Genomic DNA, 21093 nt, shown 5'->3' on the forward strand with positions numbered 1-21093 from the left:
TGTCGTGCACATGTTCAGCGTGTTGTTGGTGGCGTCGTCAGTTGCGTTGTGCCTGGGTTGCAGTCGCGAAATCGACAGTTCCAGCGAGGTCCAGTTTGCCGACAGCAGCGGGCAGGTGGGGCACGAGGTTGCGTTCGAGGACCGTGTCGAGTACCAGCAGGCGCTGGAGGTGGTACGCGGCAAGTATGGCCTGGACCGCGCGAGCCTGGCCAAGGCGCTGCATGGCAAGGACGCCGACGACATTATCGAGATGGCGCAGGACATTCGCCAGCAGCAGGCCGAGGCTTCGCTCGAGCAGGCGCAGAACGCGCAGGCCAGGCACCTGGAAGAGGCCAAGGTGTTGCTGGAGCAAAGCGAGCAGCGTTGCGACAGCTTGAAGGACCAGCGCCAGGAGGACGATCCGGACAGCCCGGGGCCGAGTATCAAGGAATTACTGGCGTGCCAGTCGGTTGAGCGCTACGAGCGGCTGGTCGACAACCTGGAAGACATGAGCGCCGAGCAGTACCGCGACGCGGACAAGACCGCGATCAGTTCGATGCATGTGCGTTAGGTATTGCGGTCTGCACCCTGGAGGTGTGCCGTCAAACCATCCAGGCTGACAACCCACCGTGCCCTGCAGGGTCAGCGTTGTCAGCTCAACTCAAGCCAGATCGGCGCATGGTCGGACGGTTTCTCCATCGCACGCAGATCGTAGTCAACCCCGGCCGCCTTGATGCGTGGCAACAACCCGTGGGAGGCCATGATCAGGTCGATGCGCAGCCCACGCTTGGGCTCGTCCTCGAAGCCGCGGCTACGGTAGTCGAACCAGCTGAAGCGGTCAGCCACCTCCGGGTACAGGTGCCGGAAGCTGTCGGTCAGGCCCCAGTTCTTCAAGCGCGCCATCCATTCGCGCTCTTCGGGCAGGAAGCTGCACTTGCCGGTCTTGAGCCAACGCTTGGCGTTGTCAGGGCCGATGCCGATGTCGCAGTCTTCGGGCGAGATGTTCACATCACCCATCACCACCAGCGGCTGGTCATTCTTGAACTGGGTTTCGAGCAGGGCCTGCAGGTCTTCATAGAAGCGCTGCTTGGCCGGGAACTTGGTGGGGTGGTCGCGGCTTTCGCCCTGGGGGAAGTAGCCGTTCATGAGGGTGATCGGGTTGCCGTGGTCATCGGCGAAGGTGCCCCAGATGAAACGCCGCTGGGCGTCTTCTTCATCGGTACTGAAGCCCTTGACCAGGCTCAGTGGGGCCTGGCGCGACAGCAGTGCAACACCGTAATGGCCTTTCTGCCCGTGAAAATTCACGTGATAGCCCAGTGCTTGAACGTCGGCCAGCGGGAACTGCTCGTCGGACACCTTGGTTTCCTGCAGGCCGATCACGTCTGGCTGGTGCTTCTCGATCAGCGCGGCCAGTTGGTGGGGGCGGGCGCGCAGGCCGTTGATGTTGAACGAGACGATCTTCATGGGAGGGCGCAATCCTGAGCAAATCGGGAATGCTAGCTGATGCGGGGCAGTGTGTCAGCCAGGGATGCTGACTGACACACTGAGTTTCCAGTCGGGTTTACAACAGTCGCGCGTTCACCTTGACGACGGAGTACCAGAACAGCAGTTGGGCCGCAAACAGGATCAGGTAGCGCTGACCGGTGGAGAAACGGCTGTTCATTGGCCGTTCCACAATGCGGTAATACGCGATACCGCATAGTGCAAGCCCCAGCAAGCAGGCAGGCAGGGAGATGAGGATGTGCGAGCTCGGCATTATCAAGAGGCTGACAAGTATGGAGGGGCTCATGCACAGCGCACTGACACCCTTATGCGCATAGTTGATTTTCATCGCAGAAACCTTTTCATGGGCGACATTGATAAGGGGGTTCACGGGTGTCGGAACAGTTGCCATTACCGTCGCAGCCGCCGAGACCTTCTGAGTACAAAGCCAGCTTTACACCCGCGATATAGGGTTGGTTCACGTAGTGGCCGGCTCCCGCCATCAACGAGTTGGCAGCCGCTTGTGCCGCTGCCTTGACCCCGCTCTTCACCACATAATCCACGAGTTTCTGTGCGACAGTCTTGCCAGCAGGCCCCGCTCGATTGTCCAGGCCGCCTTGCGGAAAACCGCCTGGCCCCGCACTTGACGTCCCCTGGCCGCTCATCGCTAACCCCAGCAAGTCGACAAACGACGTGGGATTGCCGCCAGCGTAGGAGAATACGTTCATGCCCCCCGCAAGGCCAATCGGATCACTCTGCATATAGCGGCCGATGTCCGGGTTGTAGTCACGGAAGTAGTTGTAATACAGCGCAGATTCAACCTCATCGTATTGGCCGGGGAAACGCAGCGCAATCAGGCTTGGCGCCGGGCTGTCCGCACTCGGTAGTTCAAGCGGCGGGGTGTTGCCGTAACCGTCTGATGCCCACAACCACGCCATATTGCTCAAGCGATCAGTGGCGATGCGCGGTGTATTGAGCGGATCGGCGTGCAAGTAGAAGACCGAGACTCGAGGTGTGGCAAGGTTGAACCCTTCAAGCAGCACCTGGGCAACCGGAAGCTGATCGATCCAGATCCAGGTGGCGGCTCGGCTGAGCTTGCCAGCACTGTCGTACTCCTGGCGTGCAATCAGTTGGCCGTTCTGGTTGTACGAGTAGTGCGTTGCGTAGCTTGGGGTTGTCGAGGGTGCCGAGAACTTGTAGGCGACCTTGCGTTGGCCCGCAGCGTTGTAGAGGTAGCTGGCAATCTTCCGGTTCTGTTTGTCGAGCACCTCCTGCAACCTGTTTTCGGCGCTATAGATGTACACTCGACCATTGTTGACGTCGACCAGGTTGCCGTTTGCATCGGAGCGCAGTGCAACACCGTCCTTGCCGATGACGCGGTTGCTGTCGCTGGCGTAGGCGAGTGTCTGCTGGTTGAGGAGTGCGCCTGTTTGCGCGTTGGTTTTCCTGGCCTGGGTACGATTGCCGGCGGCGTCATATGTGTAGGCGGTGCGCGTAGTGCCATCTGTTTCAGTCAGCAACTGACCTCGGGCATCGTAGGTGTAGCTCTGGCTACTGCCTGGCAACTTGCGGTTCGTCAGCTTGCCGGTGGCATCGTAGCTGAAGCTCCCGCCGGTTTTGCCGGCAGACATTCCAGTCAATCGGTACTTCTGGTCGTAGTACCGATTGCTCACACTGTCGTTACCCCAGACAATTTCACTGACCGGCCCGAATGGCAGGTGCTTGACTTGCTTGGCGACGCTGTAGGTCTTGCTGTTGAACTCATAGTGGATACTGGCAATTTGTCCAGCCTGGTCACGCGTGTAAATCACCTTCCCCGATGGGCCGCTCCAGCCAGTGGAACGGCCTGCGCGATCATAGTTGAACTGGTTGCCGACGGTTGTTCGTTTGCCGGACGGATCAACAAAAGAAGATGACTGGATCAGCAATCGCTGCTTGTCGTAGCTGTAGTAGCTTTCAGTCGTGTCGACGGTGATCACATCCGTCTGGACCTGATCAGGTCTGTAGACATACTGCACATCCTGTGATGGCATCGAGGGGTAGCGCTTGTGCAGCAAGCGACCCTGGGTGTCGTAGGTCATGTCGACCTGTTCACCCTTTGCATTGGTGAGCCGCACCAGGTTGCCGCGGGCGTCATAGGCCAGTTGCTGTCGGCCTGCATCGTTGCTGTCGATCTGAGTGACGCGATTCATGTGGTCGTACAGATAGCTGGTCTTCAAGCCACGAGCGTCGGTGATGCTGGCAACATTCCCTTGAGCATCGTAGCGGGTCTCGATGCTGCCGCCGGCGGGGTCGGTGCTGCGGATTTTTCTGCCGAGGGCGTCGACTTCAAGGTGAGTCACCTGGTTCAAGGCATCGGTGTGCTTTTTCAGGTTGCCGGCCAGGTCATACTCGAACGTCTGGAACTTGTTGCTCGACTGTTCGTCGGCAATCAGACGGTTCTTTTCGTCGTATCTGGCACGATCAACTGCGGTCACGCTGCCGTTGGTCCTTGTATAGGTCGTCGTTGTGAGATTGCCGGCAGCATCCCGGGTGAAATGTACCTTTTCGCCAAGCCCGTTGATCAGGCTTTTCAGGCGTCGGGCATCGTCGTAAACATACTCAAGGGCACTTCCGTCAGGGTGCGATAGCCGGGTGAGATCGCCTGAGGCGTTGTACGCCATAGTGCTGATCACGACCGGATTACTGCGGCTGAGCAACTGGGTAACCTCGCCGTCGGCCGAATAGGTCAGATCCCAGGCGGCGGGACCGCTGACAATGGAGCCTGGCAAGCCGGCAGTCGTGTAGTTCAAGTACTTGAACACTTCGCCACTGGGTAGCGTCCAGGACGTCAGATTACCCTTGCTGTCGTAGCTGAACGTGCCGCCATCGGCCCCGTCCATACGTGTTATCTGACCTTGGGCGTTGTAAGCGTACTGTGTGGAAGTGGTTGGCGAGGCGGCAACCGCCTGGCTGGTGACGGCCATGCAGAACACGGCCGGGAGCAGGTTCATCCGTTTCATTGCGCGCCACTTCCTTGTATGGACTGTTCGACCAGGCGTCCTTGCGTGTCGTAGCGGAGCACGGTTTTTTTGCCAGGTTCGGTGATGCTGATCGGCAATACACCATCGCTGTCGCGCTGCGTTGTGATGGTTCGAGCGATGGGGGTGCCATAGGCTTCGGTACGTGCGGTCTCAAGCCCCAGGGCGTTGTAGGCGTAGCGTGTTTTCACGCCATTTTCGTCTGTTCGCTCAACCAGGTTGCCGGCATCGTCATAATTGAAGTAGGCATCGCTCATGGCGCAGTTGGGAGAAGGTTTGCCTTCCACGCGCACGGTACGCTTCACACTCTTGACCACGGTGAAGTGGTGCACCGATTCCTTGCCCAGCGCATTGGTCAGTACCGTAGGCCCGCCATTCTCATAGCGCAGGGCCACCCGTTCGGTTCCGCCCGCATGCTCACTGCTGTTGGCCCGCCCGCTACCATCGTAAGTCCAGGTGGCGAAACGAATGCCTCGTTCATCGGTGATCCCGGTGAGGTAGTGCACAAAACGTGGATCTTCGTAGTGATACTGTCGTTTTTTCTGCACGGTGCCGAAGTCGCGTGTGGCAGCCAGCAGACGTCCGGCTTTGTCGTAGGCATAGCGCACTGTCACGGCCGAAGTGCTTGCTGTCTGCAAGCGACCATAGCTGTCATGCATCAGGGTGAGGGTATTGGTGTAACTGTCGGTGACGATGGCGTTGAGGTTGTCATAGCGGATCGACCAGGCGTAGCCCGAGTGCCCGCGCCACTGGATCAGACGTCCCTTTGCGTCATACGCCCGCGTATCCTTTTGCATGTCGCGATATTCCCAGGTATCGCCAACTTTCTTGAAATGACCCTGCGCGGTCGCGGGCGATGTTGCACTCTTGCGGTCCGCCGAATAGACAAACTGCATGGCCTGGCCGTCAGGCATGATCAGTTTCAAACCCCACGAATGGAACCGGATGTAGCTGGAGTAGGTGTGGGTCCAGTGCACCTTTCGCTGGCTGTTGTAGAAGCGTGTCAATTGCAGCGCATCTACGCGAAAGCTCGCGATATCGGTTTCGTTCTGGAACTTGTTGCCGGTGGACAGGGTGATGGGGTTGCCTGCGCAATTGCTGCTGTCCGGCGCGCCCAGGTTTTGTTCCGGGTCATTGAAGTAGTCGGGGTAGTAGCCCGTACTGGGATGCTCCGCTTCAAAAGGAGGGCGGTCCTGCACCGGTTCGGTTGGTATTGCAGGCTCCTCGGGAGGTGGCAGGCTTTCGACCGGCTCTGTCGCTGCAAGGGGGCCAGAACTGTCGGTTGCCGGGGCCAGCGGCGAAGGCGTCGCCGGTGCAGGAGGGGCAACGCCCCCAGTATCGTCGGCATAGGCCGCCTCGAAGACGAGGGCGCACGCCAGTAGAAGGGTGACTGCTTTCATGCAGAGTCCATTGCAAGGGATGAAAGGCGTCTTGATAGCAAATAATCGCTATTGATTATCATTAAGATTGATTAAGCTTCGTCTTCAGGTCTCAGGGCGGCGATCCTGGCGCCCTGGCCTATAGTCAAAGGGAACGTTGGCGACCGCGCACCACTCAGAGGCAATGATGCCCACCAGGAGAGTCACCATGTCCGAAACCCCTGCCGTACCGGCCGAAGTCCGTCAGCTCGACAGTGGCTACAGTCGTGAAGCGCGTTCATTGCTGTATCAGGCCTACCGGCATGAGCCGACGTTCCGCTATCTGTTCGAGGCCGAGCGCCCCGGTTACGAACATCGCGTACGCGCCACGGTGCGTGAGCTGGTACGCCAGCATTTCTTCCAGGACCTCCCCGCGCTGGGCCTGCTGGTGCAGGACCGCCTGATCGGCATCGCCCTGATCGCACCCCCGCAACGCCGCCTGGGCATCACCGAAAGCTGGGCATGGCGCATGCGCATGCTGCTGAGCACCGGTTTTCGCTGCACCCGGCGCTACCTCGACTATCAGGCTGCGGTGATGGCCTGCGTGCCAGGCGATGCGGTGCATGTGTTGCCACTGCTGGGCATTCACCCGCAGTTTCAAGGGCATCATTACGGCGAGCAATTGCTGCAGGCCCTGCATGATTGGTGCGCCGAGGATGAGCAATCCGAAGGGGTGGTATTGGATACCGGCAATGAGCACTACCTTGCGTTCTATAAGCGACAGGGCTACCTGGAAATCGGTGAAGTTGCTGTAGGACCAATCCTTGAGCATGTGTTTTTTCACCCCAATCCCCAGCGTTTCAGCCAGGCTCAGGCCTGAGCGCGTGGTGTATCGGACCGTCGCCGGGCTCCAAGCCCCCGCCAAGCTCTGGTAGCATCCGCGCCTATGACGTATTCAGGACGATTCACCTGCGGGTTGATTTTATGGGTTGCCAGCTGCGCGGTGTACGCACAAAGCGAGCTGGTAGTACGCATCAAGCCCGCCAATAATGAGCTCAAGGCCAATGTCGAAGGCTACATCGGCAGCCTTGGCACCCGCGATGAAGAAGCGCTGCTGCGGTTCAGCCGCGGCGCTGTCGAGCAGGCCCGAAAAGCGGCGCAGGCACTTGGCTACTACCAGGCGCACATCGATACCGAGGTCAAGCCGCCGGCCAAGGCCGACAAAGGCCCGCGGCTGGTGCTGAGCATCGAGCCGGGCGAGCCGGTGCGCCTGCGCGAGGTGACCGTGCGCATCGAAGGGCCAGCCAGCGAGATGAAGGCCTTTCGCATCCCCAGCAGCCGTGCCCTGCGCAGCGGCGAAGTGCTCAACCATGGCAATTACGAAGACGCCAAGCGCCTGATCCAGAACCAGGCTTCGCGCTACGGCTTCTTCAGTGGCCGTTTCCTGCGCCAGCGCCTGGCGGTGGATCCGGCCGCAGGCGTGGCCGATATCGAGCTGGTGTACGACAGCGGCCCGCGTTACCAACTGGGCAAGGTCACGTTCGAAGGCGACGCGCCGTTCGACGAGAGCCTGCTGCAGCGCATGGTGCCGTTCAAGGAAGGCACGCCGTACGACTCCGAGCTGATCGCCGAACTCAACAATGCCCTGCAATCGAGTGGCTACTTCGAAGGCGTGCGGGTGGACGCCGCACCCACCGCCGCCGTGGCCCAGAACATTCCGGTGGACGTGCAACTGCAAACCCGCAAACCCCGCACCATGGGCCTGGGCCTGGGCTTTTCGACCGACGTGGGGCCGCGCGGCAAGGCCAACTGGACCCGCCACTGGGTCAACCCGCAAGGCCACAGTTACGGCCTGGAAACCGAACTCTCGGCGCCACGTCAGAACGTCGGCCTGTGGTACGACATTCCGCTGGACCCGCCGCTGACCGACAAACTGCGCTTTGCCGGCGGCTACCAGAACGAGGAAATCGCCGGTACCGACACCCTCAGCAAGCTGCTGACGGTCGGCCCCGAATGGCACAGCAAGCTGCCCAGTGGCTGGCAGCGCGTGGTGTCGCTGAAGTGGCAGCGCGAAGAGTATCGCCTGGGCGATGACTCGGGCCTGAGCACCTTGCTGATGCCCGGTGTCAGCTATTCGTACCTGCGCAGCGACAACCGTATCGATCCGCACAATGGCTACCGTCTGCAGTTCGACGCGCAGGTGGCCAAGGAAGGGCTGCTGTCGGACACCAACCTGTTGCATGGCAACGTGCTGCTCAAGGGCCTGACCACGCTGGGGCAGAACCATCGTTTCCTTGGTCGCGTGCAGTTTGGCGGCAGCGCCACCAACGGCTACAAATCGGTGCCGCCCTCGCTGCGCTTCTTTGCCGGTGGCGACCAGAGCGTGCGCGGCTACGACTACCAGACGCTGTCGCCGGAGAATGACGATGGTGATCGGATCGGCGGGCGCTACCTGGTGGCCGGCAGTGCCGAGTACCAGTATTCGGTTACCGAGAAGTGGCGTGTGGCGACCTTTGTCGACCAGGGTAACGCGTTCAACAGTCTGGACATTCCCAGCCTGAAGACGGGCGTCGGTTTCGGCGTGCGCTGGGTGTCGCCGGTCGGTCCGTTGCGCCTGGACCTGGCCAAGGCGCTGGATGACGACGGCGGCATACGTTTGCACTTTTCCATGGGGCCCGAGCTGTGAGCAAGGTGTTGAAACGGATTGGCCTCGGCCTGTTGCTGCTGGCCGTGTTGCTGATCGTGAGCCTGGGCGCACTGCTCGGCACCCAGGCGGGCAGCCGCTGGGCGTTGAGCCTGGTGCCCGGCTTGCAACTGGATAACTTCGAAGGGCGCCTGGGTGGCCAGTGGCAGGCCGACCGCCTGCTGTGGCAGCAGGGTGCCGACCGGGTGGAAGTGCTTGCGCCAGTGTTCGCCTGGTCGCCCAGTTGCCTGCTGCGCATGACCTTGTGTATCGGGCAACTGAAGGCCGAACAGGTCAACCTCGACTTCGCCCCTGGCGAGCCGCCCCCCGACACCGGTCCGTTGCAGTTGCCGGGTCTTGAACTGCCCGTGGCCATCGAGCTGGGCGAAGTGCGCATCGGCCACCTGCGCCTGGACGGCAGTGAGCAATTGAGCCAGCTGCAGTTGGCTGCGCACTGGACTAGCCAGGGCTTGCAGATCGACAGCCTGACGCTGCAGCGCGAGGACCTGAGCCTCAACCTGAGCGGCCTGCTGCAACCGGTCGGCGACTGGCCGCTGCAGGTGCAGGGGCAGGTGCAGTTGCCAGCGGTGGACGGCCGGGCCTGGCAATTGGCAGTGCGCATCAAGGGCGACCTGCAAAAAAACCTCGACCTGCAAGCCGACAGCAGCGGCTACCTGCAGGGCCAGTTGGCCGGGCAGTTGCAGCCGCTGGCCGAACATCTGCCGGCCCAGGTGCGCCTGAGTGCCAAGGGTTTCAAACCCTCTGCCGGCTTGCCTGATACGCTGCAGTTCGAGCAACTGGAGCTGAGTGCCTACGGCGACCTGCAAAAGGGTTATCAACTGGTGGGGGCTGGCCGCCTGCCGGCTGAGCAGGGCCCGGTCAGCCTGAGCCTGCGTGGGCGTGTCGACGCCAAGGGCGCACAGTTGGCGGCGCTGGACCTCACGGCCACTCCCGAACAGCGCATCAAGCTGCAGGCCAACGCCAACTGGGAAACCGGCCTCAGTGCAGATGCGAACATCGACTGGCTGGATTTCCCCTGGCTGCGCCTGTACCCGCTGGAGCAGGCGCCTCAGGTGACGCTGCGGCGCTTGACTGCCAAGGTCAGCTACCGCGATGGCAATTACCAGGGCGAGTTCAAGGGTGACCTTGACGGCCCGGCCGGCGCCTTCAAGGTCAGCAGCCCGTTCACAGGCGACCTGGGGCAGGTGAGCCTGCCGCAACTGGCGCTGGAGGCAGGGCAGGGCAAAGTGGCGGGCGCTGTCGCGGTGAAGTTTGCCGATGGCGTGGCCTGGGACGCGGCACTTGAACTGTCGGCACTCAACCCCGCGTACTGGCTGGCCGAGCTGCCGGGCACCCTGGCCGGCCCGTTGCGCAGCCAGGGCGAGCTGAAAAATGAACACCTGCGGCTGAACGCCGACCTGGACCTCAAGGGCCGCCTGCGCGGGCAGCCTGCCGTATTGCAGGCCAAGGCCGAAGGCGCCGGCGAGCACTGGACCCTGGGCACCCTGCAGATCCAGCTGGGCGACAACCGCATCATCGGCAGTGGCAGCCTGCAGCAGCGCCTGGCGGGGCAATTGGACCTCAACCTGCCCCGCCTCGGTCAACTGTGGCCGCAATTGCAGGGTCAGCTCAAGGGTCGCCTTGAAGTGGCTGGTACGCTCCAGGCGCCGCAGGGGCAGTTGAGCCTGCAGGGCCAGCAACTGGCCCAGGCCGAGAATCGTGTGCAGCGCTTGAACCTGGAGGCCACACTCGATGCTGCTCAGCGTGCCCAGGTCGACCTGCAGGTCACGGCCATCCGTCTGGGTGACACAGACCTGGGTACGCTCACTGCCAGGGGCCAGGGCGATATCCGCCAGCAACAGCTGCAGTTGGCGCTCAATGGCCCGCAACTCAAGCTCGACCTGGGCCTGGATGGCCTGCTCGACAAGGGCAACTGGCGCGGGCGCCTGGCCAGCGGCCAGATCCAGGCCGGTGGCCAGGACTGGCGCTTGCAGGCACCGGCCAAGTTGCAGCGCCTGGCCAACGGCCAACTGGATTTCGGTGCGCACTGCTGGCGCTCCGGGCAAGCCAGCCTGTGCGGTGAAGACCAGCGTCTGGCGCCCGAGCCGAAGTTGCGCTACCACCTCAAGCAGTTCCCGCTGCAAAGCCTGGCGCAGTGGCTGCCCAAGGATTTTGCCTGGCAGGGGCTGCTCAACGCCGACATCAACCTCGACCTGCCAGCCAGCGGGCCCAAGGGCTCGATTCTGGTGGATGCCAGCGGCGGCACCTTGCGGGTACGTGAAAAGGACCAGTGGCTCGACTTTCCTTACCAGGCCTTGCGCCTGAGCAGCACGTTGGCCCCGCGTCGTGTGGACATGCGCCTGGACTTCGTGGGCGGGCGCCTGGGCGAGCTGACCTTGTCGGCGCGCATCGATCCGCTGGCGCGCAACAAACCGGTGACTGGTGACTTCCGCCTGAGCGGGCTGGACCTGGCGGTAGGGCGGCCGTTTGCGCCGATGGTCGAACGCCTGGCCGGGCAGCTCAACGGCAGTGGCCAGATCACAGGCACGCTGCTGGCGCCACAGGTCAATGGCAACCTGGTGCTGAGCAATGGCGAGGTGTCAGGTTCGGAGTTGCCGATCAGCCTCAACAATCTCACCCTGCGGGCGCAGATTGCCGGTGAACAGGTGCAACTGAGCGGTGACTGGAAAAGCGGCGAGGCCGGCCAGGGTCGCCTGAGCGGCCAGATCGGCTGGGCCCAGGCCCTGTCGGTGGACGTGCAGTTGCAGGGCCAGCGCCTGCCGGTGAGCGTGGAACCCTATGCGGCCCTGGAAGTGGCGCCTGACCTGAAGATCCAGATGGCCGGCGAGAAGCTTGCGGTGACTGGCAAGGTGCTGGTGCCCAAGGGCGTGATCACCGTACGTGAACTGCCCCCGTCCACGGTGAAGGTGTCGGACGATACGGTTATCGTCGGGCACCAGACCGAACAAGGTAAGGCGCCCATCGCAGTGGCCATGGACATCAATGTCGAGGTCGGACAGGAAAAGCTGGCTTTCAGCGGCTTCGGGCTGACCGCCAACCTGCTTGGGCATGTGCACATCGGTGACAATCTCGATACCCGCGGCGAACTGAGCCTGGCCGATGGTCGCTACCGCGCCTACGGGCAACGTTTGACCATTCGCCGCGCGCGCCTGCTGTTTGCCGGGCCTATCGACCAGCCGTATCTGGATATCGAGGCGATTCGCAAGACCGACGATGTGATTGCTGGTATCCGCTTGAGCGGCAGCGCCGAGCAACCGACCACCCAGGTGTTCTCCGAACCTGCGATGAGCCAGGAGCAGGCCTTGTCGTACCTGGTATTGGGGCGGCCGTTGGGGACCACAGGCGAAGATAACAACATGCTGGCGCAGGCCGCGTTGGGCCTGGGCCTGGCCGGCAGTGCCGGGATTACCGGCAGCCTGGCCTCGAGCCTTGGGATTGACGACTTCCAGCTCGATACCCAGGGCAGCGGGGCCAGCACCAGTGTGGTCGCCAGTGGCAACCTGACCGAGCGGCTGAGCCTGCGTTACGGTGTAGGGGTGTTCGAGCCGGCCAACACCATCGCCTTGCGTTACCTGCTCAGCAAGCGGGTGTACCTGGAGGCGGCCAGCGGTATTGCCAGTTCGTTGGACATTTTCTACAAGCGCGATTTCTGAACCCGGCCTCACCGCAGAGGGTGAGGCACGTAAGCATGCCTGTCAGCGTGAAGCGGAGGCCTCCTGACGGCGGATGTTGCCAATCTGGCGCAGGCTCAGGCCGTACTTGTCGGCCAGTACGCTGCGGGACTGGCCATTGGAGCTTTCCTGCTGGATCTGCTGGTTGCGCAGCTGTCGGTTGAAATGGTCGGCCTTGGGGATTTCCAGGGCCATGCCCGCGTAGCGTTTGATCAATGCATCCAGCGCTTCGGGCGGCAGTATCTCGGCCAGCGTAGTGCGCTCGCGATGCTTGGGAATGTATTTGGGGCGTCCACCGTAGATGCTGGTCAGCCGGTAGGCGTGTTCCAGCCCGATGCACTCGATGAGCATCTGCAGCGACTGTGGCAGTTGCTCGACGTCAATCCGGTTCAGGTCACAGAGTTCCATGATGACTTCCTTGTGGGCGGTAATGTGCGAGAAAAGCCACTGCCTTGCACGCGTCGGGTGCTGAGCATCCGTGCCCAGTCCGAACGCAACCCGAGTGATCGGCATGCGTGTGCTGGCAGTGGGGCTGGGTCGATTCTCGGTTACCCGCCGTGGCAGGATCTAGGTAGCAAGGCCGTCGGAAGGGCTGGCTTTAGCACACGCGAGCTGTAGGTGCTCGGAGGTGTTTGTGTAGGAAGTTACGACAGGTTTTCTCTTCAGACCTTGAGTCGCGTGAAGCGAGTCGGCTGAGCCGGGTGCAACCTGGCATACCCTGAGTGAGGCGGGAGTGATCGGCGACGGCGCGTCAGGCCGGTGCCCATGCCCATGGTCGCAGCGACCGCCGTCGGGAAAAACAGGGAAAACATCCTCCTGCGCGGCACTGCGTTGTATCATGGCGGCCGGCCACCGTCGGGCCGTCAAACCCGTAGTCGTAAGGATTTTTTCAATGACTCAAGCGCAACGCCTGAAATATTCGATCCTGGTCGCCGTGGTGGTGCTGGGGATCATGCTGGGTGGGTCCTACCTGCAGAACACTGGCGTGATCAGCGAGAAGGTGTTCCAGTACATCGCCATTGGCGTGGCAGTCTGTGCCGTGATCATCAACGGCATCATGCGGCGCAAGGTCAAGTTCTGACCTGCTGCGGGCCAGCGGCCGGTATTACCCGGCCGTTCGCTCAACGTGGAACGGGTTGCTCCAGTACGGCGCGGGCTTCGGGGTTCAGGCTGTAGCACTTGTCGCTGCCCATGCTGATCACACCCTCCACACACAGGCGCTTGAGTACCTCGCGCACACTCAGAAACGACAGCGGAATGTCCAGCTGTTCGAGCTGGCTGTGCACGCCCCGCACGCCGATGCTGCGTCCGTCCCGGGCGGCCACGTGCAGGGCATCGATGACCTTCAGGCGTATCAGGCTGGTGCGCAGGCCGAAGGCCTTGAGCAGCTCGCGGATGTGTTCGTTGCCGGCGCGATCGGTGTCCGGTGCGTCGGTCTTTTCCGGCATCGGTACAGGTGCTTTGCGCCTGAAGCGTACCGGGGTCATTGGCTGTTGCTGGTTGTACATGTGAAAACTCCCTTTCCAGAGCCTGTCCAGTTCTCGTATTACGCTCACACTCTATAAGACGAACGAGCGCGCCAAATCTGCATCTTCCCGGCAAAAAAATATTCTCTGTGTATTCATAGAGACGAACGAGCACGGCAAAAGCGGTAAATTTTCTGGGCCGATTTCGTCCATTCAGGATGACTTTTCACCCTGATAGTGCCGGAGTTCGCGTGTCTGCCATTCGTCCGATACCCAAGTTATGCCTGGCTGCGTTGCTCGTCGCGGCGAGCCTTTCGTCCCACGCCCGCGTGGCGCCACCGGGTGAGGCCCAGGCGCAGATCCGTCGTACCAGCTTTGGCGTGCCGCATATCGTGGCCAAGGACGACCGTGGCCTGGGCTATGGCATCGGCTACGCCTATGCCCAGGACAACCTGTGCCTGCTGGCCAACGAAGTGTTGACGGTCAATGGCCAGCGCTCGCGGTTTTTCGGGCCGCAGGCACTGACCCTGGAGCAGCGCGACAACCTCAGCAGCGACCTGTTCTTCACCTGGCTCAATACCCCGGCGGCGGTATCCGATTACTGGAAGGCGCAGCCTGTGGCTATCCGCGAGCGCCTCGAGGGCTATGCACTGGGCTACAACCGCGCGCTGGCCGAACGCACGGCGCAGGGGTTGCCTGGCGAGTGTCGGCAGGCCGAGTGGCTGCGCCCGATCACCGCGCTGGACCTGATCAAGTTGACCCGTCGTCTGCTGGTTGAAGGCGGTGTGGGCCAGTTCGCCGAAGCCGTGGCGGCGGCCACCCCGCCCAAAGCCACCGCGCAGCTGTTGGCGCCAGATTTCAGCCGGGTGCAGGCGCGCCAGGCCAACTTTGCCCTGGAGCGCGGCAGCAACGCGGTGGCCATCGGGCATGAACGTTCGGTCAACGGGCGCGGCATGCTGTTGGCCAACCCACACTTCCCGTGGGTGGGCGGCATGCGCTTCTACCAGATGCAACTGAGCATTCCCGGCAAGCTGGACGTGATGGGTGCGGCCTTGCCCGGCCTGCCGGTGATCAACATCGGTTTCAACCAGCACCTGGCCTGGACCCACACCGTCGACTCGTCCAAGCATTTCACCTTGCATCGCCTGCAGCTCGACCCGAAAGACCCGACCCGTTACCTGCTCGACGGCAAGTCCGTCGCCATGACTCGTGTGCAGGTCAAGGTCTCGGTCAAGGGCGAGGATGGCAAGCAGCAGACGGTGAGCCGTGAGCTGTACGGTTCGGTATTCGGCCCGGTGGTGCAGTGGCCTGGTCGCCTGGACTGGACCGGCGAGGTGGCCTTCAGCCTGCGTGATGCCAACCTGCAGAACACCCGTGTGCTGCAACAGTGGTACAGCATGAACCAGGCCGACAGCCTGCAGGCCCTGCAGCACTCGGTGCAGCGTCTGCACGGTATTCCGTGGGTCAACACCGTGGCGGTGGATGCCAAGGGGCAGGCGCTGTACCTGAACCAGTCGGTGGTGCCGTATGTGGATGCAGCCTTGCTGGCGACCTGCAGCGACCCGGCGGCAGGCCTGGAGATGATCGTGCTGGATGGTTCGCGCAGCACCTGCAACTGGAAGACCGACGCACGTGCGGCGCAGCCGGGCATCTTTCCGGCACAGTTGCAGCCGAGCCTGAGCCGTGGCGATTTCGTCCAGCACTCCAACGATTCGGCGTGGATGGTGAACCCGGCGCACCCCTTGCGCGGTTACTCGCCGCTGGTCAGTCGTGAGGATGTGCCGTTGGGGCCACGCAGCCGCTTTGCGCTGCAGCAGCTGGCGCGGCCCGGCAAGATCAGTGCGCAGGACCTGCAAGCCATGGTGATGGACGACCAGGTGTATCTGGCCGAGCTGGCGTTGCCGGACCTGTTGCAGTGGTGCAAGGGCGTGGGCGACGAAGCCTCGCTCGTGGCGCTGTGCAGCAGCCTCGCGGCGTGGGATCGCAAGGCCGACCTGGACAGCGGGATTGGCCTGGTGCACTTTCAGAACATTCTTCAAGGGTTGCAGAAATACGGCGAATTCTGGCGTGTGCCATTCGATCCCGCCGACGCGCAGCACACTCCACGCGGGGTCGCGGTAGAGCGCGAGGCAGTGGCCAAGGTGGTGCGTGAAGCCGCCCTGGCGTCGGCTGCGCAGGTAGCGCAGGCAGGGCTCAATGCCGACAGCCGGTGGGGGCAGATCCAGCAGGCGTTCGATGGTACGCCGATCCATGGTGGCCCGGCGAACCTGGGCGTCTACAACGCGATGCAGAGCGTGGCGGGCGAGGGCGGCAAGCGCCATGTGGTCAGCGGTACCAGCTACCTGCAACTGGTCAGCTTCGATGACAAGGGACCGCATGCCCAGGGGCTGTTGGCGTTTTCCCAGTCCAGCGAAGCCGACTCGGCGCATGCCAGTGACCAGACCCGTGCGTTCTCGGCCAAGCAGTGGCACAGGATCCCGTTCACCGAGGCGCAGATCAAGGCCGATCCGCAGTATCAGGTGCAGGTGATTCGTGAGACGGATGCCGGCGTCGTGGCCAATAGCGCACGTTGACTCTGCGCAGCCTTCGCCGGCCTTGCCGGCGAAGGGGCCGCTACGGATTCACCTCCCGCAACAACAACCCGAACGCCAGTTCGATCTGTTCAGGAATCGGCAGGTACACGGTGTGCCCATCCCCCGGCGCCAGCTCGATCGGGTTGCCCTGGCGATCACGCAACTGGTGCAGATCGAAAGGGTAGTTGCCCCGCGGCGTCATCAGCTCCAGATGATCACCCAGCCCGAAGCGGTTCTTCACCTTGACCTCGGCCAGGCCGTTGATCCGCTCACCGGTCAGCTCACCCACGAACTGCTGGCGCTCGGACACCGAGTTGCCACGCTCGTAGTTCTGGTACTCGTCATGCACATGCCGGCGCAGGAACCCCTCGGTGTAGCCGCGCTGGGCCAGCGATTCCAGGTCGAGCATCAATGAGCGGTCGAACGCGCGCCCGGCCACGGCATCGTCGATGGCCTGGCGATAGGCCTGGGTAGTGCGTGCGCAGTAGAAGTGCGACTTGGTGCGGCCTTCGATTTTCAGCGAGTGCACGCCCATGCGCGTCAGCCGATCGACATGCTGCACCGCACGCAGGTCCTTGGCATTCATGATGTAGGTGCCGTGCTCGTCTTCGAACGCCGGCATGTCCTCGCCCGGGCGATTGGCTTCCTGCAACACGAACACCTGTTCGGTCGGCGCGCCCAGGCCCAGGGTCGGCTCTACCTGGCGCACGATATCGCCCACCTCGTTTTCCTGCGCGGGGCTGGCGCTGTACTGCCAGCGGCAGGCATTGGTGCAACTGCCCTGGTTGGCGTCGCGCCGGTTCAGGTAGCCCGACAGCAGGCAGCGCCCCGAATACGCCATGCACAGGGCGCCGTGCACGAACACCTCCAGCTCCATCTCGGGTGCGTGCTGGCGGATCTCTTCGATCTCTTCAAGCGACAGCTCGCGGGACAGGATCACCCGGCAGATGCCCTGTGCCTGCCAGAACGCCACGCTGGCCCAGTTCACCGTGTTGGCTTGCACCGAGAGGTGGATCGGCATCGTCGGGAAGTGCTGGCGCACCAGCATGATCAGGCCGGGGTCGGACATGATCAGGGCATCCGGGCCCATGGCGATCACGGGCGCCAGGTCCTTGAGGAAGGTCTTGAGCTTGGCGTTGTGCGGCGCGATGTTGACCACCACGTAGAAGCGCTTGCCCTGGGCCTGGGCTTCCTGAATGCCCAGCGCCAGGTTGGCGTGGTCGAATTCGTTGTTGCGCACGCGCAGGCTGTAGCGCGGTTGCCCGGCATACACGGCATCCGCGCCATAGGCGAAGGCGTAGCGCATGTTCTTCAGGGTACCGGCGGGGGCAAGCAATTCGGGTCTGGCGAGGGAGGTCATGGCAAGGTCGCGACAAAAACGCCGATGCTACGCCGGCGCGCTGGCGAATTTATTGATCTGCGGCAAGGGCACTTTCTGCAGTGTGCAGCGCACTAATGTTCAGAGCGCAAAGGAGCGGATATGAGCGAAACGGCATTGCAGCAAAAAGCCCTGGTGGTACTGCTGGTCCTGGTGACCCTGGCCTTCATCTGGATTCTATTGCCCTACTACGGCGCGGTGTTCTGGGCGGTGATCCTCGGTATCGTGTTCGCCCCCCTGCAACGCCGGCTGCTGATGCGCCTGGACTTTCGGCGCAACCTGGCGGCCGGCATCACCTTGCTGGTGTGCCTGCTGATCGCGATCCTGCCGGTGATCATCATCAGCACCCTGCTGGTGCAGGAGGGCGCGACGCTGTACAAGAACATCGAAAGCGGCCAGCTGGATATCGCCAGCTACATCGAACGTTTCAAGGACATGCTGCCAGGTTTCGCTCAGACCGGCCTGGAGCGCCTGGGCATGGGTGATCTGGAGGGGCTGCGTGACAAGATCGCCAAGGGCGCCATGCAGGGCAGTCAGTTCTTCGCCACCCAGGCGTTCAGCTTCGGCCAGGGCACTTTCGAGTTTCTGGTCAGCTTCGGCATCATGCTCTACCTGCTGTTCTTCTTCCTGCGCGATGGTGCTGAACTGGTGCGCAAGCTTCGCACCGCAGTACCGCTGGCCGAGCAGCAGAAGCGTCGCCTGCAACTGAAGTTCAACCGCGTGGTGCGCGCCACGGTCAAGGGCAACCTGCTGGTGGCCGTCACCCAGGGTGCGTTGGGCGGGTTTATCTTCTGGGTGCTGGATATCCCCAGCGCGCTGGTGTGGGCAGTACTGATGGCGTTCCTGTCGCTGCTGCCGGCGGTTGGCGCAGGTATCATCTGGGCACCGGTGGCAGTGTACTTCCTGCTCAGCGGGGCGATCTGGCAGGGCGTGGTGCTGACCGCATTCGGGGTGCTGGTGATCGGCCTGGTGGACAACGTGCTGCGTCCGATCCTGGTGGGCAAGGACACGCGCATGCCCGATTACCTGATCCTCATCTCCACCCTGGGCGGGCTGGCGGTGTTCGGCCTCAACGGGTTCGTGATCGGGCCGTTGATTGCTGCGCTGTTCATGTCCAGCTGGGGGATTTTCGTGTCGACCAAACCTCAGGTGCAATTGCCCTGAGGCGGGTCGATGGTGTGATCAATTCCAGCTATAGGACATGCCGACGTAGGCGGCGAAGCCTTCGCCGGGGGTAGAGCGCGCGATGTCCTGGCCGCGGTCGTCGTAACCGGGCGTGACGGTGGCCGCATAGCGCTGGTTGGTCAGGTTGCGCAGGTCCAGCCAGGTCTGCCAGTCCTGCCTGGGCGAGGCGTAGCCGAAGGTCGCACCCAGCAGCGCGTATGGGTCGGCCTGGTAGGAGTTGGCGTAGTCGACCTGCACCTTGGAGGCCATCTGCGTGTTGAGCCCGGCGTAGAAGCCGCTCGGGTGATCGAAGCGCACCTCTGCCTGGTAATAGTGCAGGGGGATGCCGGGCAGGCGGTTGTCGCCGAATGCATCGTCATCGCGGTAGTGGAAGTCGCTGAAGGTATAGGCCTGGCGCAACGACAGCTTGCCCACCCCGCCACGTTCCCACAGCAGGCTGTCCAGGCCGGCCTCGATGCCCTGGTGCACGGTAGGGCTGGCGTTCACCTCGCCGACAATCGCGTTGGTGGTGCTGCTGGCTGCTACCGTTTCCACGGCGAGCAGCTCGTGGCGCACGGCCGAGTAGTACCAGGCCAGGTCCCAGCGGCCCAGCATCGAGTCGCCGCGCGCGCCGAGTTCCAGGGTGGTGGCGGTCTGGTTCTGCAGTTCGATGGGTTGGGTCTGTACGCCGTTGATCGCCGGCGAGCTCCAGATCAGTGCCCACGGGTGCGCGGGCTCTACCGAGCGGCTCAGGTTGCCGTACAACTGCAGTTCGGGGCTGAGGTCGTAGCGCAGCCCCAGGCGCGGCGCATAGTCCCAGTCGTGCTGGCTGACCTTGCCACCGCCTGCCGGGTAGGTCACGGCGCTTTCACGGCGGGTGTAGATCATCGCCAGGCCGCTGGTCAGCCACAGGTCGGGCACCAGCTCCAGTTCGTTGCTGAAGTGGATGACGTTGTCTGAGCCTTGGTAGGTGAAGTCGCGGGTCTTGGTGCCGATCGAGTCTGTGCCGGTTTGCACCCGCACGAACTCGGAGGCGCCGGTGTTGGGCAGATGCTTGGTGGTGCGCCAGCCCACGGTGGTCTTGCTTTCGTGCCCCAACAGAGTGTCGCGACGCAGGTAATTGAGGGTGCCGCTGACGTCGGTGTAGGCGACTTTCAGGCGTTTGGTGCCTTCGCGCAGGTCCATCGGATAGTCGTGGTAGACCAGCCCGGTTTCCAGGCGTGAGTCGTCATCGAGGTAGAACGTGGTCTTGTTGGCCAGCCAGGTGCTGCCTGGTTGCGGGCGGCTGGCATCGCGGCTCACGTACAGCGGGTTGGCCGAGCGCGGGTGGTGCTTGATCTGGTCTTTGGTCACGCGCCCGGCCAGTTCGTTTTCGGTTTCGCGGTAGCGCAGGTAGAAGCGTGTTTCCAGGTTTGGGTTGAAGCGGTAGCCGAGGTTGGCGGCGATGCCCTTGCTGCTGCCGCTGCTGTGGTCCTGATAACCGTCGTACTCCGAGTCGGTAAGTGCGACGTAGTAGTCCAGGTCACCCAGCACCTGGCCCGAGCTGACCTGGCGTTTGCCGTAGCCGCGGCTGCCGGCTTCGATGCGCACTTGCAGCGGTGCGGCGTCGTGGCCGGTGTGGGTCACATAGTTGATGGCGCCACCCAGGGCCAGCGAGCCGCGGTCGAAGCCGTTGGCGCCGCGCAGCACTTCGGCGCGGCTCAGCCACAGCGGTTCGAACAGCTCGTAGGGTGTGCCGCCGGGGCCGGTCAGGGGCAGGCCGTCGAACAATGTGTAGACGCCGGAGCCGTGGGCGCCGGGGGCGCGGTTCAGGCCTGAGCCGCGAATCGACAGTTTGATGCCGTCGTTACCGGCGGATTGCGCGAACACGCCGGGTTGGTAGGCGAGTACGTCTTGGTTGCTGGCGACGCGGCCTTGTTCGACGCGTTGCATGTCGATCAGGTTGGTGGCGCCGGGAACCTGCTGCAGGCGTTCTTGCGCGTCCTGCAGTTCGCTCTGTTCCTGGCCCTGGATCAGTACCTGGCCGAGTTCGAGGCCTGTGTTGGCCTGGGCGGTGGCGGTGCAGGCGATCAGGATTGCGAGGGAGGAGAGGGGCAGGGTGGGGCGCATCGATTGGGTTCCGGGACGGTTGGGCGGGTATCTGACGTTGCAAGTATCAGACGAAGCACAGTGAATGATCTGTAGCGATCAGCCATGCGCCATCGCTTTTGATCTGCTTTTGATCTTGATCTTGATCTTGATTTTCCGTCCCCCAGGAGGCCGAACGTAGGTGTCGTGTAGGGGGCAGGGCGCAGCCCC

Annotated in this window: 15 protein-coding genes; 7 read left to right on the top strand and 8 right to left on the bottom strand. The window is 62.7% G+C overall.

The features are described 5' to 3' along the window. The first annotated feature begins 4 nt into the window (after positions 1 to 4). Entirely contained in the window at positions 5 to 550 is a 546-nt protein-coding gene (locus tag KUO17_RS07770) for a hypothetical protein (RefSeq protein WP_217974787.1), read from the top strand. Between the two features lie 80 nt (positions 551 to 630). Here KUO17_RS07770 and xthA read toward each other — a convergent pair whose 3' ends face one another. The 4 genes from xthA to KUO17_RS07790 all read right to left on the bottom strand — a co-directional run bounded on the left by xthA (position 631) and on the right by KUO17_RS07790 (position 5881). Next, positions 631 to 1443 (bottom strand): exodeoxyribonuclease III, encoded by an 813-nt coding sequence (gene xthA / locus KUO17_RS07775; RefSeq protein ID WP_217974788.1) that lies wholly within the window; start codon positions 1441 to 1443, stop codon positions 631 to 633. 97 nt (positions 1444 to 1540) lie between these two features. Continuing rightward, complete coding sequence (locus tag KUO17_RS07780; protein ID WP_217974789.1) at positions 1541 to 1810, bottom strand: hypothetical protein; 270 nt, start codon at positions 1808 to 1810, stop codon at positions 1541 to 1543. A 13-nt stretch (positions 1811 to 1823) separates the two neighbouring features. Next, positions 1824 to 4463 (bottom strand): RHS repeat-associated core domain-containing protein, encoded by a 2640-nt coding sequence (locus KUO17_RS07785; RefSeq protein ID WP_217974790.1) that lies wholly within the window; start codon positions 4461 to 4463, stop codon positions 1824 to 1826. Further along, on the bottom strand, positions 4460 to 5881 hold the full coding sequence (locus KUO17_RS07790) for a DUF6531 domain-containing protein (RefSeq protein WP_217974792.1): 1422 nt from the start codon (positions 5879 to 5881) through the stop codon (positions 4460 to 4462). The genes KUO17_RS07785 and KUO17_RS07790 overlap by 4 nt, the downstream gene beginning before the upstream one ends. Before the next feature lie 187 nt (positions 5882 to 6068). Between KUO17_RS07790 and KUO17_RS07795 the strand changes: the two genes are divergently transcribed. The 3 genes from KUO17_RS07795 to KUO17_RS07805 all read left to right on the top strand — a co-directional run bounded on the left by KUO17_RS07795 (position 6069) and on the right by KUO17_RS07805 (position 12196). Beyond that, a complete protein-coding gene (locus tag KUO17_RS07795; RefSeq protein WP_217974794.1) occupies positions 6069 to 6719 on the top strand; it encodes a GNAT family N-acetyltransferase in 651 nt (216 codons plus the stop codon). Positions 6720 to 6785: 66 nt separating this feature from the next. Then, positions 6786 to 8525 carry an autotransporter assembly complex protein TamA gene (locus tag KUO17_RS07800; protein WP_217974796.1) on the top strand — a complete coding sequence of 580 codons (1740 nt, stop codon included), beginning with the start codon at positions 6786 to 6788 and terminating at the stop codon, positions 8523 to 8525. Next, entirely contained in the window at positions 8522 to 12196 is a 3675-nt protein-coding gene (locus KUO17_RS07805) for a translocation/assembly module TamB domain-containing protein (RefSeq protein WP_217974798.1), read from the top strand. The genes KUO17_RS07800 and KUO17_RS07805 overlap by 4 nt, the downstream gene beginning before the upstream one ends. Positions 12197 to 12238: 42 nt before the next feature. On the opposite strand, the gene KUO17_RS07810 is transcribed toward KUO17_RS07805, so the two are convergent. Continuing rightward, entirely contained in the window at positions 12239 to 12622 is a 384-nt protein-coding gene (locus KUO17_RS07810; protein WP_217974800.1) for a Mor transcription activator family protein, read from the bottom strand. A 484-nt stretch (positions 12623 to 13106) separates the two neighbouring features. Here KUO17_RS07810 and KUO17_RS07815 point away from each other — a divergent pair, with 484 nt between their 5' ends. Next, positions 13107 to 13295 carry a hypothetical protein gene (locus KUO17_RS07815; protein WP_217974802.1) on the top strand — a complete coding sequence of 63 codons (189 nt, stop codon included), beginning with the start codon at positions 13107 to 13109 and terminating at the stop codon, positions 13293 to 13295. Positions 13296 to 13335: 40 nt separating this feature from the next. On the opposite strand, the gene KUO17_RS07820 is transcribed toward KUO17_RS07815, so the two are convergent. Continuing rightward, the gene (locus KUO17_RS07820; RefSeq protein ID WP_255263471.1) at positions 13336 to 13662 is read right to left on the bottom strand and encodes a fe2+ zn2+ uptake regulation protein; all 327 of its coding nucleotides are present in this window, start codon (positions 13660 to 13662) and stop codon (positions 13336 to 13338) included. Positions 13663 to 13898: 236 nt separating this feature from the next. Here KUO17_RS07820 and pvdQ point away from each other — a divergent pair, with 236 nt between their 5' ends. After that, the gene (pvdQ, locus tag KUO17_RS07825; RefSeq protein ID WP_217974806.1) at positions 13899 to 16253 is read left to right on the top strand and encodes a bifunctional acylase PvdQ; all 2355 of its coding nucleotides are present in this window, start codon (positions 13899 to 13901) and stop codon (positions 16251 to 16253) included. Between the two features lie 40 nt (positions 16254 to 16293). Here the strand turns inward: pvdQ and trhP are convergent, their stop codons facing one another. Continuing rightward, positions 16294 to 17613, bottom strand: a complete 1320-nt coding sequence (gene trhP, locus KUO17_RS07830) for a prephenate-dependent tRNA uridine(34) hydroxylase TrhP (RefSeq protein ID WP_217974808.1) — start codon at positions 17611 to 17613, stop codon at positions 16294 to 16296. Positions 17614 to 17733: 120 nt separating this feature from the next. Here trhP and KUO17_RS07835 point away from each other — a divergent pair, with 120 nt between their 5' ends. After that, positions 17734 to 18795 (top strand): AI-2E family transporter, encoded by a 1062-nt coding sequence (locus KUO17_RS07835; RefSeq protein ID WP_217974810.1) that lies wholly within the window; start codon positions 17734 to 17736, stop codon positions 18793 to 18795. Positions 18796 to 18813: 18 nt separating this feature from the next. Here the strand turns inward: KUO17_RS07835 and KUO17_RS07840 are convergent, their stop codons facing one another. Continuing rightward, positions 18814 to 20904 (bottom strand): TonB-dependent receptor family protein, encoded by a 2091-nt coding sequence (locus KUO17_RS07840; protein ID WP_217974812.1) that lies wholly within the window; start codon positions 20902 to 20904, stop codon positions 18814 to 18816. Positions 20905 to 21093 lie beyond the last annotated feature (189 nt).

Origin of the sequence: Pseudomonas aegrilactucae, assembly GCF_019168305.1 — a bacterium.
GTDB classification, from domain to species: Bacteria; Pseudomonadota; Gammaproteobacteria; order Pseudomonadales; family Pseudomonadaceae; genus Aquipseudomonas; species Aquipseudomonas aegrilactucae.

Coding starts and splice junctions, on each gene's coding strand:
- xthA (WP_217974788.1), bottom strand. CDS start 1,443: ATGAAGATCGTCTCGTTCAACATCAACGGCCTGCGCGCCCGCCCCCAC.
- KUO17_RS07780 (WP_217974789.1), bottom strand. CDS start 1,810: ATGAAAATCAACTATGCGCATAAGGGTGTCAGTGCGCTGTGCATGAGC.
- KUO17_RS07785 (WP_217974790.1), bottom strand. CDS start 4,463: ATGAAACGGATGAACCTGCTCCCGGCCGTGTTCTGCATGGCCGTCACC.
- KUO17_RS07790 (WP_217974792.1), bottom strand. CDS start 5,881: ATGAAAGCAGTCACCCTTCTACTGGCGTGCGCCCTCGTCTTCGAGGCG.
- KUO17_RS07795 (WP_217974794.1), top strand. CDS start 6,069: ATGTCCGAAACCCCTGCCGTACCGGCCGAAGTCCGTCAGCTCGACAGT.
- KUO17_RS07800 (WP_217974796.1), top strand. CDS start 6,786: ATGACGTATTCAGGACGATTCACCTGCGGGTTGATTTTATGGGTTGCC.
- KUO17_RS07810 (WP_217974800.1), bottom strand. CDS start 12,622: ATGGAACTCTGTGACCTGAACCGGATTGACGTCGAGCAACTGCCACAG.
- KUO17_RS07815 (WP_217974802.1), top strand. CDS start 13,107: ATGACTCAAGCGCAACGCCTGAAATATTCGATCCTGGTCGCCGTGGTG.
- KUO17_RS07820 (WP_255263471.1), bottom strand. CDS start 13,662: ATGCCGGAAAAGACCGACGCACCGGACACCGATCGCGCCGGCAACGAA.
- pvdQ (WP_217974806.1), top strand. CDS start 13,899: ATGACTTTTCACCCTGATAGTGCCGGAGTTCGCGTGTCTGCCATTCGT.
- trhP (WP_217974808.1), bottom strand. CDS start 17,613: ATGACCTCCCTCGCCAGACCCGAATTGCTTGCCCCCGCCGGTACCCTG.
- KUO17_RS07835 (WP_217974810.1), top strand. CDS start 17,734: ATGAGCGAAACGGCATTGCAGCAAAAAGCCCTGGTGGTACTGCTGGTC.
- KUO17_RS07840 (WP_217974812.1), bottom strand. CDS start 20,904: ATGCGCCCCACCCTGCCCCTCTCCTCCCTCGCAATCCTGATCGCCTGC.